The sequence below is a fragment of the Nocardia sp. NPDC050412 genome, from assembly GCF_044458825.1.
GTDB lineage: Bacteria > Actinomycetota > Actinomycetes > Mycobacteriales > Mycobacteriaceae > Nocardia.
Genome location: NZ_JBITIJ010000001.1, coordinates 808,352 through 825,028 on the forward strand (window position 1 = coordinate 808,352; position 16,677 = coordinate 825,028).

Here is a 16,677-nt window from a genome sequence, read left to right on the forward strand (position 1 = left end):
GCTCGGCATACACACAACCCACCAGCCCGTAGGGGGTACGTATGCCTGCTCCGTCCACCGCCACGTTCATGCGGCTCGCCGACCTGATCGCCATCCCGGACGCAGTCACTTGTCCGACCCGGCCGGTGATCGAAGCGTTCACCGGAAAGCAATTGGCCACCGTGCCGGTCGGAACCACGCAGGACGCCAAGGACGCAATCACCCGCGCCCGGGTCGCACAGAAGAACTGGGCCGACCGTCCGGTTGTGGAGCGGTCCGCCATATTCCACCGCTACCGCGACCTGGTGCTGCAAAATCGCGGTGACCTGATGGACATGGCGCAGGCCGAGACCGGGAAGTCGCGCGCCGCCGCCCTGGAAGAGGTCCTCGACATTGCCTTGACTGCCCGGCACTATGCACGCGTCGCGCCAAAGCTGTTGCGGCCGAAGCGCGTAGCCGGAATGCTGCCCGGCCTGACCAAGACGGTGGTGCGGTACCAGCCCAAGGGCGTCGTCGGGGTGATCTCGCCGTGGAACTACCCGATGACGCTCGCGGTATCGGACGCCATCGCGGCACTTCTCGCCGGCAACGCCGTGGTCCTCAAACCCGACAGCCAGACCCCGTACTGCGCGCTGGCGTGCGTCGAGCTGCTCTACCAGGCAGGCCTCCCGCAGGATCTGTTCGCGGTGGTCCCTGGGCCCGGTTCGGTGGTGGGCACTGCACTGGTCGAGAACTCCGACTTTGTGATGTTCACCGGGTCCACCGCCACCGGTCGGCTGCTTGCCGAACAGGCCGGCGCTCGTCTCATCGGCTTCTCCGCCGAACTGGGTGGCAAGAACCCGATGATCGTGATGGCCGGGGCCGATCTGCGCGAGGTGACCGACGCCGCCGTGCGCGCCTGCTACTCCAACTCCGGCCAGCTGTGCGTCTCCATCGAACGTATCTACGTTGAACAGTCCATCGCGCCCGAGTTCACCCGGATCTTCGGGGAACGGGTCGCCGCGATGACGCTGGGTGCTGACTACGAATTCGGCATCGAGATGGGTAGCCTCATATCGGAGGAGCAGGTCAAAGCCGTGGCTCGTCACGTCGACGACGCCGTGGCCAAGGGTGCCACCGTGATCGCCGGCGGCAAGGTCCGCCCCGACCTCGGCCCGTTGTTCTACGAGCCGACCGTGCTCACCAACGTTCCCGCCGACGCCGAATGCTACCGCGACGAGACCTTCGGACCGCTCGTCTCGGTCTACCCGGTCGCAGGCGTCGACGAGGCCGTCGAGCGGGCCAACGACACCGAGTATGGCCTGAATGCCAGCGTGTGGGCGGCCACCAAGAACGAGGGTGAGGCGATCGCGGCCCGGATCCACGCCGGCACCGTCAATGTCGACGAAGGCTACGGCCCCACCTGGGGTAGCACCGGCGCGCCGATGGGCGGCATGGGAACCTCGGGCGTCGGGCGCCGCCACGGCCCTGAAGGCCTGACCAAATACACCGAACCGCAGACCATCGCCACGACCCGCGTCCTGAACCTCGGCGGCCCACGCGGCGTGCCGCAGAAGCTGTGGGCGAAGATCCTGCCGCCCTTCGTCAAAGCCCTGCAATGGATCCCAGGCCGCTGAGACCTCGGCGCCGATTACGGGTACCGAGAACCGATGACATCCAATGAACTGAGCGAGCCCCCCACCACCGCGCTGCGCACGGTCGCCCGACTGGCCCTCTCTGGTGTGCTCGTCCTCGCCGGACTGAGCCACCTCTTCGGGGCCCGTGAGGACTTCCAGGCACAAGTGCCCAGATCGATACCCCTAGACCCTGACGGCGTCCTCATGGCCTCCGCCGGGGTGGAGATCATGCCCGGTGCGGGCCTGGCGGTCCTGACCCGACCGGGTGCAAATCGGACGGATCATCGCCGCATTCTTCATCGCAGTTTTCCCGGGAAACATCGCCCAATACCGCAACAAGCCGGCATGCATTCGTCCTCAACACCGACCGTCGCCGGTTCATCCGCCTGCTGTTTCAGCTCGCCCTCATCGCCTGGGCACTCTGGTCCACCGTCATTCCGACCCCCAACAGGTGCACAAGTCCGTAGCCGGCTCGACGACATGTCTTCGCGCGGCGCGTTCGGCGTGGCTCATGCTCCAGAGCAGATCGGTGACGTCGGTCATGGTGGTCAGCTGAATTCGCAGGTGGGCGGCATCCACCAAAACAGTTGTTGGTGAGGACGTGTCACACAGCTCGACCGCCGGTAGCGGTCTCCGGATTTGCTGGCAGGTAGATCAGCGTGAGGATGGCTGCGGATGCGGGCAGCACTCCCGCTACCAAGCAGCCGGTAGCGACCCATCAACGAAACCATTGCAGGCGAGCTTGGCGATCTCGCGTGGGACGGCGCTAAAGAGCGGGCTGCGCTGCTGCTGTTCTCGATGCGCAAAGGAGTCTGACGACCGCAGCACGCACCTTGGGATCCACGAAAGCACGGTCCCGCAAAAGGGTGCGTCGTGCCGGAGAGTGCCGGGGTCGGCCCGCAACGATCAAAGTCGCCGAACTGCACGCCGCTTTACTTGTGTGCGACGTGCTGGGGGCCTCAGTGTTGCCCGATTCATCCCCTAGGAGCTTAAGCGCACTGGATGTGCTCGCAGCACACCGCGCAGGCCTGGGAGGTTCTTGTTGACCGACACCGGCCGTTTGTAGGTTGGCATCTCATCCCGAAGCGCCACCGAGGAGTCCGACGTTGACCACGACTCAACACTCCCGCCCCCCAGCAGCGGCCTCGCACGCCTTGCCTGATCCGGGCGAGCAGGTTGCCGCGTTTGTCAAACCGCTCTGCGTGAGCAATTCGCAGACTGACCGGATGTCGGAGCGGTGGCCGGTCGCATCATCCAGCCGGCGACGTCACGAGGTGCCGCCAGGGTGTTCACAGCTGCTGATGGTGTGACGTCGCGCCAGGTCTCTACCAGCCGCCGCACCGACCGATGGCTGCCGGTGTAGGCGCGTTCCCGCAGCTCCTCAAGTAGGCGTAGCGCATTCGTGACCCCTGGTCCCAGCGTTGCCGCAGGCAGGGTGTGCTGTCCGACTTCAAGAAGACAGCCATCTCACGCCTCGCGGCGCAGCACGACGAAATCACAAGGCTGCGAACCACTTTGGCAGACCGAGGCGACTTTCACCCCTTGCCGCTCCCGCCGGCAAGACACGTCACGCAACGATCAACCCGACAACAACCCCCGCCGAACCGATGATCACCTGATCGCGGCGAACGATAACGACAACAACGAAAATCGTTGCCCTCCAACAGAAAGAGCACCCGAGTGTTCGTTTACCGATTGACCGAACCGATCGACTCCTTCGGCGGACTCATCCCGATGGACGACTGGCTCGTCGGCGACCCCGGCCGGGCAGCCTGGGCGCTGCAAGCCGTTCTCGCTCTCGCCGACGCCGCTGACGCCCCTGGCTGGCAAGGCGACATGCGCCATCTGCCCATGGTCGGAGGCCTGCCTGCTCCGGCCCTGCGTGTCAAACAGGGCAACAACGGAGACTGCTTCGTAATCAGCGCCACCGACGACATCCATCGACTCGATGCGCGTGCACTCTCCGTCGAAGTGGCCAACCGGCCTATCGGAGCGTGGTCGCCCGACGACGACAGTCACGAGCCCCCGTTCTGACTGTCGTTTGGCACCGTTGTGCCACCACGTTGCCAGTCGTGGGACCACCGACAGCAGGTGATCCACTGAGAGAACATGTTCCAGATACGTTTATTCGGACCGATCATGGCTCCGGAAGCGGAGTGATGAACATTGGCATGGGGCGCGGTGCCGGTTTGATGTCCGGCCCGTTTGCCCAAGCATGCGCTCCCGAACCGGACAGGCCAGCTTTCCCGGCACGGTGTCGCGGCACTCACACTTGAACGTGTTCAACAAACAGCCTAGCCTCGTAGTTGAACACGTTCAAATAAGTAAGGAGCTGGGACAATGAACCTCGTCGTCGCCACATACGCGGCCTACGCGACCATCAGCTTGGTGCTCACGTTCTGGGTGGCACGCACCCTGCACAGCACCGGCGCACGGTTTCTGGTGGATGTCATGAATGGAGACAGCGATCTCGCCGAAGTCGTGAATCATCTGCTGGTCATCGGGTTCTGGCTCGTCAATGCGGGCTTCGTGGCGCTGGCGTTGCGCATCAGCGGCCCAGTCATCGATGCGCGCGCCGCAGTCGAGGAACTCGCCACGAAACTCGGCATGGTTCTGCTGGTGCTCGGCGGTATGCACTTCGCAAACCTGATCGCCCTGAACAAGATCCGCCGCAGCAGGCACCAGGAGAAGCAGGTCACCGTCCCTCCCGTTCCGGTCGCCGCAGCCACGCTAGCCTGAGCCGCATGACCCGCCCCGAGCCCGCGACCGCGCGCGGAGAGGAAACTCGCCAGCAGATCATCGACGCCGCCCTGCGTCTGTTCGAGCAGAACGGCTATACGAAGACCACCATGCGCGCGATCGCGGGCGAAGCCGGCGTCAGCGTCGGCAACGCCTACTACTATTTCACTTCCAAGGAACACCTGGTTCAGGGCTTCTACCAACAGATCCAGACCCTGCACGAACAGCGGGTCGAGCAGACTGCCCGCGGCGACTCTCTCGCCGCCCGGTGGCAGACGATGGAACTGGCCTTCGTCGACGTAGCCGCCCCCTACCACGAGTTCGGCGGTAAGTTCTTCGCCAGCGCCGCCGAGCCCACCAGTCCGCTCAGTCCGTTCAGCGACGAAAGCCGGCCTGCCCGAGAGGCATCCACCGCCATCATGCGCAACCTGGTCATCGGCAACGACGTCAAGGGTGACAAGCGGCTGATGGCCGAGCTGCCGAATCTGCTGTGGCTGGCCCACATGGGCATCGTCCTGTTCTGGGTCCACGATCGCAGCCCCGACCAGGAACGCACCCGACTGCTGGTCCGCCGGATCGCCCCACTCGTCGAACGCGTCGTGGCGCTGTCGAGACTCCGTCCACTTCGTCCCGTCCTGTACCCAGCCCTGGATCTCATCGAGGACCTCGACAACTAGACGTATATGCCGACGGAGGTAGCGGCCCAACGTGGAGGCGCGGTCAGCCCACGTCCAGACCTGGACGCACAACGTATCTCCATGCGCTGGTCGCGCTGTTCAGAGCGGCCACACGGAGGCTGACCGAATGCACTCTAGTAGCCGCATATCGGTCGTTCGGGAACGTTGCGTTCGCCGACCGGCAAAGCGATAACCTGTTTCGCTTGTGCGCTGCTGTTGGTGGTCCCACGAGAGGTTCGCGCTAGCACGAACCCCGCCAGCACATCGGTTTCGAACGCTGCCAGCTCCTCTGGGCTCGCCAGCTCCCGACGTTCACGCAGATCCTGCACCGCCGCCAGGCTCAACCTGACACCCTCACCTTCAGCTCGGACCGCAGAACCTCGGACCGGCCGAATCTACTTCAGAAATCCCGAGATCTGATCAAAATCCGAAAACCGGCTCAGGACACCCGAAACCCCCAGCTCCCATGCCAGACACTCGAGCCGAGACCACAGGAAACTCAGGGGTTATCTCTTAAGCCCTGGACAGTTTGCAGGCCAGCTGGCTGACCGCAAAGCTTGTCAGGGTCCTCCGAACCGGCCTGCCATCGATCATCCGCGAGGCTGTGCGCGACGACCACGGCGAATTTGGTTGTATTACAGACAAATTCGACAGGTGTGTGTCAACGCCGAGGGAAGGTTCGCTCGGTATTGACGGCGCGGTGCCAGCCTTTCACCGGCGGCGACACACCGACACCCACGATCCCAGCTAAAGTCTAGGCTCCTGGCATGAGCACGGCCCAAACCGAGAAAAGCCGACCGGGGAACCGACGATACCGGTCACTGCTTAGCAGACATCTTCTGCTCGTCTGCACCATCGTGGCCTGCCTTGGGATACTCGTCTCGGCGAGCGAGCCGGCCAGCACCAAGCTGAAGTCGTTGTCGCCGTCGCCGTTGTTGATCCTCGGGGGACATTCGTGGTGGTTGTGGTGTGGTGCATGGTCATCGTCTACCCGATCCTGGCAGTCCGATCCCGGCGGCTTCGGGTACCTGAGCTCGGCCCCCTGGCTGCTCCCGCACTGATAATCGCGCTCACGCCCATTTTATGGAGCGCAGACCTGCCAATGGCTGTGCGCTGGCACCTCTCGGCGCACGCCTTCGACGATGCGGCACAGCAGGTGAGTGCCGGTGTCGATCCACGGACGTTCGAAGGTGACCGCCTCGGCCTTTATCGCATTCGCGGTGTGGAACGCCTCGACGACGGCATCTACTTCAGGACTGGCCCTATGGCGGCCTATTGCTCGATGGGAAGTGGCTTTGCCAATCTTTCTGGCCACCGGCCCGCATCCCATCACCTCAGCGGCGAATGGTATTGGTTCTGTTTCAACAGTGCGTTCAACAGCGCGGGGGTTACAGTGCCCGACCACCCCATCGGAGAACTGCACTAGCCGGTGACGAAACCGCCAGCCTGAAGTGACGAAGGCCAACAGGCCTGAGAGGGTCCGCTGGTGTCGGGAATGCGGGGAAGAAGCCGCAGCCAGCGGCAGACTCACGTCGGAATGGCCGGTGGCTCCCCACGAATTCGACCACCATCTGGTCGCGAATTCCGGCACCGAAAACGACTGCACGCATGACAGTTCTGGTCGCGAAATTCGACACCACTCGCTCGCAGCGCCGCCGCCGGATTTCTGGCAGAAGCGCCCCTACCCCGGGCAAGTCGGGTTTCCGGGATTGGCGGTCACGAGGTGGGGCACGTCTGGGGGTCGGTGGCCAGGGTGCCCTTGACATGCAGGGACAGGTCCCACCAGTACGCCCGCGGCAAGTGTCAGGCCCTGCCCACCCGGCCGCAACATTTCCCCGGCATGGACGTAGCGCGCCGACGGCGCGAACCCGTAGTTGCGGCCCCAATCTCGCGCCAGAGTCCAGCGCGCCTCACCCGGTGCATCGCCGATCAACGTAGTGGCGAAGTCGAATGTGCCGGTGACCACGGCGAGCAGGAATGCGGCCAAACCGCCGTCGAACCGCCGCCACGACGGCTCCCGGATGTGACGGAAGACCACCACTACCGGCCAGTCGTTTGGATGTTCGCCCTCGATCAGCCAGCAGAGCATGTCGCCGTTGTAGTTGCTGCCCCATTGCAGCAGGCCGCCCGGTGCCGGATAGCCGGCAAAGGGTGCCTCCAAGGCTTCGTACACGCGGTAGCGGTTGTTTTCTTCGGCCACATCCGCCAACGTCTTCAGAGATCCGTCGCTCTGCTGATAGCCGGGGTAGTTAACGCCGAGTTCGTCGTTGATCGCCCCGTGGCCGTACAGATCGGTGAAGTCTCGATAGTCGCGCGGCAGCCCGACCCCCATCGCCTCCTCGATTCGTGCCCAGGGCGGGGCGATCACCGGACCCAGCGGCGAGGGAGGCATGACCGCACTCAGCTGCGCTACTACAGGGTGCACGAGATGCCTTCCTTCCAAGGCCCGACGCGGGGCTGGACGCAGATACCTGTTCAGTTCAGTTCTAAGCCGTGGCGGCGGCCCGGGCCGAGGTGGCGCGCAGTTGGCAACAGCGTAGGGAACTCGATCTCGGGGTGCCGTTAATGCCCACCACGTCTGAGAAGTTGTTGAGCTCTGACGGCCCGGCAGACCCGCCACGAAGGCGCTGGTGTCCCCACCTCGTCCGAGCGGTTGCGGTGATTCATCGACTTGTGGGGTGCTGGTGACGTTCGGTTTGCTCCGCGACAAACTCCAGGAACCGCCGGGCCGCGCGCCCACTCGGACCATGTGTGCGAGTCACCGCACCGTACTGCCGGAAGACAGCGTGGTCGCGAAACGGGATGGTAGGAGTCGTGGGCGGGTGCCCCGGCTGTGCGGCCGGGATGATGGCTACGCCCATTCCTGCCGCCACGAGTGCCCGGAGGGTGGACAGCTCGGTCACCTCGGTTTCGATTCTGGGGCTGAATCCCGCCTCGCGGCAGAGGCGGTCGGTCACCTGACGCAGGCCGTACCCGACTTTGAGCGCTACCATGGGCTCGTCCATCAGGTCGGCGACCGCGATATCGCCGCGACCCTCGAACGCGTGGCCCGGCGGGACGCCGAGGCCCAGTTCCTCGTGGCCCAGCGGCAGCCAATGCAGATCGTCCGCGGTGGGTTGGGGAGCGACGAAGCCGATATCGATTCGCCCATGGCGGACATCATCGACCACGGCGTCGGATGCACCGCCGCAGAGCTCGAAGGATGTGCGTGGCGCGAGGGCACGATAGCGATCCAGAAGCCGCGGTATCAACCATCCGCCGAATGAATGCAGGAACCCGAGTGAGACCACTCCGCGGTCCGGGTCCACGAGGGTGGCGATTCTCTCTTCTCCCTGGTTGATCTCATCGATAGCGCGGACCGCGTGCGCGCGAAAAATCTCGCCGTACTTATTGAGCCGCAGCCGATTCTGGCTACGGTCGAAGAGTTTCACGCCGAGTTTGCGTTCGAGCCGGGCCAAAGCCCGTGAGAGCGTCGGCTGACTGATGTTCAGTTGGTCGGCCGTAGTTGTCATATTTCCGGTTTCTGTCAAAGTGATGAACCATTCGAGCTCACGCAATTGCATGCCGGGGATGATACGTCGAAAAACGTTGCGGCCGAGAGTCGATTTTTTGGGTCGGTTGCTGCCCGAATGTGACTATGCGCCGGACGCATAGTGTGTGCGAAGTTCCTGGTCTTGTACTCCATCCGGCCGATTCCGCATTCTGAAATGGCTGGCCCGTGATGTCGATCACGACAGTTTCTCGCATGATCACCAGGAAAGAGGCACCATGACACAGTCGTCGTTGACCGCCGTCAGGTCCGACATCGGCGCTCCGGACGCGGAGTTGGTTGGCCGCGCAACCAATCTGGTCCCATTGATCCGCGAATACGCCGCGCAGGGCTCCGAGGCTCGCCGAATCGCCCCGGAGGTGGTCAAGGCGATGACCGAGGCCGGCCTGTTCCATCTGCTCGTGGATCGGCGACTCGGCGGGCACGGGGCCAGCATGCGGACGACCGTTGAGGCGGTCGCCGAGGTCGCACGAGGCGACGGTTCCACCGCGTGGATTGCCGCATTGCTCGCCTCCGCCACCGGATTCGCGTCGACCTTCTCCGAAAAGGCCCGGGAGGACATGTTCGGGTCGAATCCGCAGGCGACGTCGTGTGGCATTTTCTCACCGGGTAAGGCGGAGCCGGTCGAGGGCGGTTATCACATCAATGGCCGCTGGCCGTACGCATCCGGTTCCTTCGCGGCCGACTGGGCGACCGTGGGTATTCCCCTCGACGGTGGCAAGGAGGTGGGACTGGCGTTGATTCCCGCCGAGGCCTTCACCATCGAACCGACCTGGTTCGTCACCGGAATGCGGGGCTCGGGTAGCGATACCATTGTGGTGGAGGACCATTTCGTGCCGGAGCATCGGGTACAGCGCTTCCAAGAAATGGCCGAAGGCCGATACCTCACTCCGCACAAAGACGAGCACATGGCATCGATCGGCTTCACCGCTGTCGCCTCGGCCATTCTCGTAGCGGCACAGATCGGTATGGTTCGGCACGCGCTGGAAATCACCCGAGCCAAATTGCCGGAAAAGCCCGTGGCCTACACGAATTTCCCGCATGCGAAGCTGTCGGCCACCCATCAGATCGCCGTGGCTAAGGCAGCCACGAATTTGCACCTCGCGGAAATGACCTTGAATCGGATTTGCCTCGACATCGACCAGGCGGCCGCCGAACGCCGGCGACTCGACCTGGAAACCCGGGCGCGCATCCGGAATGACACCGGCGTGGTCGCCGAGCTGGCCACGCGAGCGATCGACGAGCTGATGAACGCCAATGGCTCGGGTTCGTTCGCCGAGGTCAATGTGCTGAGCCGAATTTGGCGGGACTCCTCGATCGCGGCCCGGCACGCCTACGTCAGCGCCGACATCGGCAGGGAAGCCTACGGTCGGGTGCTGCTGGGCAACGAAGAGCCCACGACGGTTCTGTAAGGACGGCCATGGATACCACAGTGAAAGCCGTCGACACCGAACCGGCCGCAGCTCCCATCGACTACCGGCGCGTTCTCGGCCATGTCCCGACGAGCGTGGCCGTGGTCACCGCGGCCACCAGGTCCGGGCCGGTCGGTATGACGATCGGCTCGTTCACCTCGGTCTCGCTGGATCCGCCGCTGATCGCCTTCTTCATCGACCGCTCCTCCAGGAGCTGGCCGCGCCTGTACGGTGCGAGTCGCTTCGGCGTCAATATCCTCGGGCACAACCAGAGCGAGGTGTGCCGGACGTTCTCGCGACCGAGTGACGACCGCTTCCACGACGTGGGCTGGAGTGAGTCCGTCAACGGCGTGCCATTGCTCGACGAGGCGATCGTCGCCCTGGAGTGCACGCGATTCAAGGTGGACCTGATCGGTGACCATTACCAAGTAGTCGGCCGGGTCGAGACGCTGGAACTGCGTGCCAGCGAACCACCGCTGATCTTCCTGCGCGGTGGGTTCGTCGACTTGAGCGACGGCTCGGACAAATCCCAGCGGAGCTAGCCGAATTATTCGGCATTACGCCGCATCTCAGATGAAGGACCCCGAGATGATCAATGTCAAAGTAGATTTCGGCCGTTGCGATGCCAACGGCACCTGCGCCGCACTGATGCCCGATGTCTTCGAGATCGGCGCGGACGGCTCGCTCGCACAATTGAAGACGCGGATCGAGGACGATCGGCAGGAGGAGTTCGACGAGGTCGTGCTGTGCTGCCCGATGGGAGCGATCTCTCGATGACGGAGACACTACTGCCCCGCTTCGATCCGTTCGCTCCGCAGGCCCAGGCCCAGGCACACGAGGGCGGAGCCTTGCCGGACGGCCCACTGGCGCTCGGTCCATCCGGTTACACAGTGCTGACCTACGATCTCGCGACCACGGTCCTGCGCAATACGCGCTTCAAGAACGCCGCGCTCGAACTAATGGAACAGTTCGGAATCACCGACGGACTGGCTCACGAATTCCGTGCCAATAGCGTCATCATGGCGGAGGGTGCGCGTCATTTCCGACTGCGCGCGCCGATGGCGCGGTTCATGGGTCCGCACACTGTGCAGGAAATCCGCGGAATTGTTCGCGAGATCGTCGAGAGCATTGTCGCAGATCTCGATACGAGCGCTCCCATCGATTTCCACACCGGGATCGACCAGCGCATTCCCGCGCGGATCTATTGCTATCTCGCCGGCGCACCCGCGGCGGACGAGCCCTTGGTTGCCAGCCTGTCGGAGCGGACGCTCTCACTGCTGCAACGGGACCGCTCCCTCACCCCCGTGATCGTGAACGCCTACGCCGAACTCTTCACCTATCTGCGTGCTCTCATCGCGCGAAAGCGAGAACAGGCCCTCGGCGAGGACATGCTGTCCTTCCTCATCGGCCAGCAGGAAGCGGGCAAGCTGTCGGAGGATGAACTGCTCAACGAGGCCGCCGCCATGCTCGAGGCGAGCTCGGTCAATACCTCGCATCAAACCGGCCTCGTCGTGTGGACACTGCTGCGTGATCGAGAGACCTGGCGGCGACTCGTCGAGGATCCCGAACTGATTCCTGCCGCCGTGGTCGAGGCCATCAGGTTGTATCCGCGGCCCGGAATCGTGAGCAAGGTGGCGACCGAAGATATCGAGCTGAACGGAACGATCATTCCGGAAGGCTCCGATGTGCATGTGGCGGTCTGGTCCGCGAACCGCGATCAGGCGCGCTTCGAACGTCCCACCGAATTCCGCCTCGACCGGGAATCCAATTCCCCGCTGACATTCAGTACCGGCAGTCACGGCTGCCTCGGTCAAAGCTTGGCCAGGGTCGAAATGGAAGAAGTGGTCAGGTATCTGGCCGACCGGCACCCCGATGCGCTGGTGGTCGACGACGGCACCGAAATCGGACAGAGTGGCGGCCGCTGGCTCGTCAAGGCGCTCACCGTGAACTTGAATCCGGTGTAAGGGGAATATGGTGATGAATGCCGAGTCTTTGACGGAGCGCCTGGCATCCAATTGGGCGAAAATTCAATTCGACGATATTCCGAGTGAAGTCGTCGCTGGTGTCAAGAAGAATATTCTGGACACCCTGGCCGTGGCGATGGCCGGTGCTCACACCGATGAGGCCCGGCGGGTGCGGACCGCGCTCACGGGCGTGCGCGCCGAGTCCGGAAGCCTGGTGTGGGGCACTCCCTTTCGGGTTTCGCCGGCTCATGCCGCGCTCGCGAACGGCACCGCGGCCCATGCGCGCGACTTCGACGACGGGGGTGGGCCGGGCCACGCCGGGTCGACGGTGCTGCCCGCGGCGCTGGCCGTGACGGAGGCGGCGGGCGGCGACGGGCGGACACTCATCGCGGCGACGATCGCCGGATACGACATCGGCTACCGAGCGTTGCAGGCGATCGGCGGTTTCGCCGCGCATACCGGCCGAGGCTGGCACTCGAGCGGCACCATGGGCAGTTTCGCCGCGGCCGCGGCCGCGGCGAAAACCCTTGGCCTGGATACGGAACGGTTCGCCGACGCGCTCGGAATCGCCGGCTCGTTCACCGGTGGTGTGTGGGCGTTCAAAGACGACGGCGCCATGACCAAACGCATCCATCCCGGCAAAGCGGGGGAGACCGGCGTGGACGCGGCGCTGCTCGCCCAGGCCGGAATTACGGGTCCCCGTAGGGTTTTCGAAGCCGAATGGGGTGGCCTGTATGCCACCTACAACAACGGACAGGGGTTCCCCGAGCAGGCGCTCGCCGACCTGGGCGTGGATTACAACGTGGCCACCGCGTACATCAAGCCCTACGCCTGCTGCCGGGGGTGTCACTCCACGATCGACACGGTTCTGGCGATGATTCGCACGCGCGACGTGAAACCTACTGATATACACCACATTTCGATCAAAGCCTCGGAGACCGCGGTGAACATGCTGTCGGTCGACCCGATAGAGACCGTCTTCGATGCCCAGTTCAGCCTCGCCTACGCGATGAGTGTCGCACTGTGCAACGGCAGTGTCGGACTGGACCAGTTCGAGCCGCCCCGCATGAACGACCCGCTGGTGGCGGAGACCTTCGCGAAGATCTCGATGCACGTCGACTCCGGCATCGAACTGGAGGACGGACCACGTCTGGACGTGGAGTTCACCAGTGGCGAAACGATCACCCTGTTCGCCGGAAACCCGACTACCGCCAAGGGCTCGGCGCTGAACCCGATGTCCCACGAGGAGGTCGTCGCGAAGGCAGAAGCACTGCTGGCGCCGATCGACCCCGAAATTCCCCGCCGACTCGTGCACGCGGTCGAGAACCTGGAAGACGCTACCGATCTTTCAGAACTGCTGAGTGCACTCCGAGCAGAAAGACGAGACAACTGCCTTGGTGACTGATCAGAAGTCAGAGACGATCGAGCGAACGGAAATGATCGCGGCCGAGCCGACCGAGTCGCTCGCCGCCATGCTCGACATCGAGATGCCTTGTGCCGCTGATGATCCGGTGCCGCCGCTGTGGCATTGGGCGTATCTGCTGGAGCGCGGTCCACAACGTGAGCTCGGTCCGGACGGTCATCCGGTCACCGGGATACCGGCCCCTCCCGGGCCCGACCGCCGACGGATGTTCGGGGGTGGACGCGTGACGACCTTCGGTCACTTGGTGATCGGCGAGCCCGCTACCAAAGTGACCTCGGTCAAGAGCTCGCTCGACAAGGACGGCCGAACCGGCCCGTTGACCTTGGTCACGGTCCTCCAGGAGATCTTCCAGGGCGGCGAGCTGGTGATTCGCGAGGAGCAGGACATCGTCTACCGCGCGCCCGGATCCGGCACGCTGCCGCCCGCGCCGGCTGCTCCCGCGCCGCCGAGCGGGCCGACGCTCGAGCTGGCCGTGGACGAGCGAACGCTGTTCCGGTTCTCCGCATTGACATACAACGCGCACCGGATTCACTACGACCTCGGGTGGACAGCGCAAGAGGGTTACGACGGGCTGCTCATCCACGGGCCCTTGCTCGCGCTCATGATGGGTGAGCATATGCGGCGCGAGGGAATCGACCTGCGCAGCAAGACATTCGGATACCGCTTCATCTCACCCATGACGAAACCGCAGACCTTCACCGTCGTACCCGGCCCCGAAGGGTTGATCCACGGGGCCGAGGCTCGCAGTGCCGCCGGCGCCGTCTGCGCTGTGAGCACGCTAGCGGAGCTCTGAGAGCATGACAGCGGTATCCGATGTGGTCATCGTGGGTGGTTCCATCGCCGGGTTGCGGGCGGCGGAAACTGTCGTCCGACTTGCGCCCGAGCTGAGCGTGACGGTCGTAAGCGATGAGGCTCACCTGCCCTACGAGCGCCCGCCCCTGTCCAAAGTTGCGTTGCGCGATCCGCTCGAACTGGACGACCTGGTCTATCGGTCGGTCGGCGAGCTCGGTCGGCACGGAGTCGACTTCATGCTCGAAACCCCGGCCCTGGGTCTCGATCTCGCCGCGCGACGGGTCCGCCTCGCCGAGGGCGAACTGGGGTATCTAGCGCTCGTCATCGCGACCGGCTGCGAGCCGGTGATACCGCCTGTGTTCGCCGGGCTTCCGGAGGTTTATCCGCTGCGTAGTTTCGAGGATGCCCGCGCCCTGCGTGCGGCGGTCGCCGATACCTCGAAGTCGGTGGCGATTGTGGGCGCCGGGTTCATCGGTGGTGAATTCGCGTCGACGCTCGTCAAGGAGGGTCGTGCGGTCTCGCTCGTCGATATGGCCCCGAAGCCCCTCGGCAGGTTCGGCGCTCCGGTAGCCGACACCTACGCGGCGTTGCATCGAGACGCCGGTGTCGAGCTGTTCCTCGGCAGGGCGGTCACCGATGTCGCCCACATCGCGGAGGGCCGGGAATTGGTTCTCGACGACGGCACCCGAGTTCGCGCGGACGTCATTCTCGTCGGGGCCGGGGTGCGTCCCTCCACACGATGGCTGGAGGGCTCGGGTCTGACCCTCGACAACGGGATTCTGTGCGATTCCCAGCTGCGGGTATCGGAGGGTGTTTTCGCCGCCGGCGATGCCGTTCGGTGGCCTAATCCGCGATTCGACGCGATCATGCGGGTCGAGCACTGGACCAATGCGGCGGAGCAAGGGCGTATCGCCGCCATGAACGCCGTGAACCATATTCGGGAACTCGATGGCGCGGTCTGCGCGAACGTGCCGTATTTCTGGTCGGACCAGCATGGCATTCGCATTCAATTCGCCGGATATCTGACGGGCGACGAGGAATTGCTGGAGAACCGCAATTCCGACGGCTCGCTCTTCCTGTACCGGCGCGGCCAGGCGGTGACCGGCGTGCTGGCCTTCGAGCGGCGGTCCGAGTTCGTCAAAATTCGTGCGGCACTGAGGCGAGAGAATCCCTCACTGCGCCAAGTCGTTCCCGATGCGCCGGATCACGAAGAAGTGCGCATCGGCTGAGTTTTCCCGGGCTCCGGCCGGTAACGGACGGGCATTCGGGATCGTCACCGTGGAGGATTAGTGCGAGAAGAACAGCAAGTGATAGTCGTAGGCGCAGGTCCCGTGGGACTCTTGAATGCGCTGGGTTTGGCGCAGCAAGGTGTCGTCGTCACTGTGCTCGAGCGAGCGTCGACTCTCTCGGACGCGCCGCGGGCGATCGTCTATCACTGGGCAGCGCTGGATGGCCTGGCCCGCTTGGATCTCCTCGACGACGCCGTAGGGGCCGGATTTCTGAAGCAGGACTACGCCTATCGAGTGCACAAGACCGGCGAAATCATCGAGTACGGATTGCAGGCGCTCGAGGGAAAGGTGGAACGTCCGTACAACCTGCACCTGGGGCAGGGTGCCCTGGCTCGCCTGATCCTGCACCGCCTGGAAACCTACGACAACGCGCGCGTGCTCTGGAACCACGAGGTCACCGCGATCACCCAGGATGACGACGGAGTCCGAGTCGGCGTCCGATCCGGGACCGGCGAAAGAGAACTTCGCGCGTCCTGGCTCATCGGCGCCGACGGCGCGAGCTCCAGGATTCGGAGCGAGCTGGATCTCGGCTTCGAGGGGATGACCTGGCCGGAGCGGTTCGTCGCCACGAATGTCCGCTTCGCCGAGGAACTTTCGGGCTGGGCGCAGTCGACATTCTATGTCGACGACGTCTTCGGCGCGATCATCGCCAGGATCGACGATTCCGGTGCGCACGGCATGTGGCGGTACACGTATATGGAAGACGACGCCCTGCCCGCCGAATCGGCGGCCGAGCGCCTGCCCGAGTTCCTCACCACCGTGTTCGGTGAAAAGACCGCTGCCGCAGCCGAACTCGAGGCCATCTCGCCCTACCGGATGCATCAGCGCAGCGCGAGGTCCTACCGCGCGGGCAGGGTACTGCTCGCCGGTGACGCGGCACATGCGACGAATCCCACCGGCGGGCTCGGGCTGACCATGGGCCTGTTCGACGCGTACCTGTTGAACGAAGCCCTGGGCGCGGTCGTCTCCGGCCGCGCCGACGACGGCATCCTCAACGTCTACTCCGACGAACGCCGCCACGCGTTCGTCGATGTCGCGAGTCCACGAGCCAGCGCCAACAAGCGGCTGCTGTTCCATTCCACCGATCCGGCCCAACTCGATCGTGACCTGGACGTGTTCCGGAAGATGTCCCGCGACCGAGAGTTTGCTGCGGAACGCCTCTACTTCACGAAAACCCTGGAAACACCCTCCCTGATCGCGCACTGAGTGTGGCTGGTTTCGTATCGAACGAAGGAA

At 64.2% G+C, this 16,677-nt stretch carries 15 protein-coding genes and 1 pseudogene; 14 read left to right on the forward strand and 2 right to left on the reverse strand.

The genetic code is table 11. The features are described from left to right. The first annotated feature begins 41 nt into the window (after positions 1-41). The 6 genes and pseudogenes from ACIBI6_RS03730 (at position 42) to ACIBI6_RS03755 (ending at position 6,437) form a co-directional block, all read left to right on the forward strand. Positions 42-1,595, forward strand: a complete 1,554-nt coding sequence (locus tag ACIBI6_RS03730; RefSeq protein WP_396955192.1) for a succinic semialdehyde dehydrogenase — start codon at positions 42-44, stop codon at positions 1,593-1,595. Positions 1,596-1,628: 33 nt separating this feature from the next. Further along, positions 1,629-2,062, forward strand: a pseudogene (locus ACIBI6_RS03735) (hypothetical protein). Positions 2,063-3,290: 1,228 nt separating this feature from the next. Beyond that, positions 3,291-3,629 (forward strand): hypothetical protein, encoded by a 339-nt coding sequence (locus ACIBI6_RS03740; protein WP_396955193.1) that lies wholly within the window; start codon positions 3,291-3,293, stop codon positions 3,627-3,629. A 306-nt stretch (positions 3,630-3,935) separates the two neighbouring features. Next, a complete protein-coding gene (locus ACIBI6_RS03745) occupies positions 3,936-4,334 on the forward strand; it encodes a hypothetical protein (RefSeq protein ID WP_364357734.1) in 399 nt (132 codons plus the stop codon). A 5-nt stretch (positions 4,335-4,339) separates the two neighbouring features. Next, positions 4,340-5,011: a TetR family transcriptional regulator gene (locus ACIBI6_RS03750; protein ID WP_364357731.1), complete on the forward strand. Its 672-nt coding sequence runs from the start codon at positions 4,340-4,342 to the stop codon at positions 5,009-5,011. A gap of 976 nt (positions 5,012-5,987) precedes the next feature. Beyond that, the gene (locus ACIBI6_RS03755; RefSeq protein WP_396955195.1) at positions 5,988-6,437 is read left to right on the forward strand and encodes a hypothetical protein; all 450 of its coding nucleotides are present in this window, start codon (positions 5,988-5,990) and stop codon (positions 6,435-6,437) included. A 255-nt stretch (positions 6,438-6,692) separates the two neighbouring features. On the opposite strand, the gene ACIBI6_RS03760 is transcribed toward ACIBI6_RS03755, so the two are convergent. Both ACIBI6_RS03760 and ACIBI6_RS03765 read right to left on the reverse strand, forming a co-directional pair. Further along, positions 6,693-7,436, reverse strand: a complete 744-nt coding sequence (locus tag ACIBI6_RS03760; RefSeq protein ID WP_396955196.1) for an SMI1/KNR4 family protein — start codon at positions 7,434-7,436, stop codon at positions 6,693-6,695. A 238-nt stretch (positions 7,437-7,674) separates the two neighbouring features. Further along, a complete protein-coding gene (locus ACIBI6_RS03765; RefSeq protein WP_396955197.1) occupies positions 7,675-8,574 on the reverse strand; it encodes a LysR family transcriptional regulator in 900 nt (299 codons plus the stop codon). A 205-nt stretch (positions 8,575-8,779) separates the two neighbouring features. On the opposite strand from ACIBI6_RS03765, the gene ACIBI6_RS03770 reads away from it, so the two are divergent. The 8 genes from ACIBI6_RS03770 (at position 8,780) to ACIBI6_RS03805 (ending at position 16,647) form a co-directional block, all read left to right on the forward strand. Continuing rightward, positions 8,780-9,973: an acyl-CoA dehydrogenase family protein gene (locus ACIBI6_RS03770; protein WP_364357722.1), complete on the forward strand. Its 1,194-nt coding sequence runs from the start codon at positions 8,780-8,782 to the stop codon at positions 9,971-9,973. A gap of 8 nt (positions 9,974-9,981) precedes the next feature. Next, on the forward strand, positions 9,982-10,515 hold the full coding sequence (locus ACIBI6_RS03775; RefSeq protein ID WP_396955198.1) for a flavin reductase family protein: 534 nt from the start codon (positions 9,982-9,984) through the stop codon (positions 10,513-10,515). Positions 10,516-10,561: 46 nt separating this feature from the next. After that, on the forward strand, positions 10,562-10,750 hold the full coding sequence (locus ACIBI6_RS03780; RefSeq protein WP_364357716.1) for a ferredoxin: 189 nt from the start codon (positions 10,562-10,564) through the stop codon (positions 10,748-10,750). Beyond that, positions 10,747-11,937, forward strand: coding sequence for a cytochrome P450 (locus ACIBI6_RS03785; RefSeq protein ID WP_396955199.1), 1,191 nt, complete (start codon positions 10,747-10,749; stop codon positions 11,935-11,937). Before ACIBI6_RS03780 ends, ACIBI6_RS03785 begins: the two co-directional genes overlap by 4 nt. A 13-nt stretch (positions 11,938-11,950) precedes the next feature. Further along, the gene (locus ACIBI6_RS03790; protein ID WP_396955200.1) at positions 11,951-13,342 is read left to right on the forward strand and encodes an MmgE/PrpD family protein; all 1,392 of its coding nucleotides are present in this window, start codon (positions 11,951-11,953) and stop codon (positions 13,340-13,342) included. Further along, positions 13,335-14,153 (forward strand): mesaconyl-C4 CoA hydratase, encoded by an 819-nt coding sequence (locus ACIBI6_RS03795; RefSeq protein ID WP_396955201.1) that lies wholly within the window; start codon positions 13,335-13,337, stop codon positions 14,151-14,153. Before ACIBI6_RS03790 ends, ACIBI6_RS03795 begins: the two co-directional genes overlap by 8 nt. A 4-nt stretch (positions 14,154-14,157) precedes the next feature. After that, entirely contained in the window at positions 14,158-15,381 is a 1,224-nt protein-coding gene (locus ACIBI6_RS03800) for an NAD(P)/FAD-dependent oxidoreductase (RefSeq protein ID WP_396955202.1), read from the forward strand. A gap of 78 nt (positions 15,382-15,459) precedes the next feature. Next, positions 15,460-16,647: an FAD-dependent monooxygenase gene (locus tag ACIBI6_RS03805; protein WP_396955267.1), complete on the forward strand. Its 1,188-nt coding sequence runs from the start codon at positions 15,460-15,462 to the stop codon at positions 16,645-16,647. The last annotated feature ends 30 nt before the right edge of the window (positions 16,648-16,677 follow it).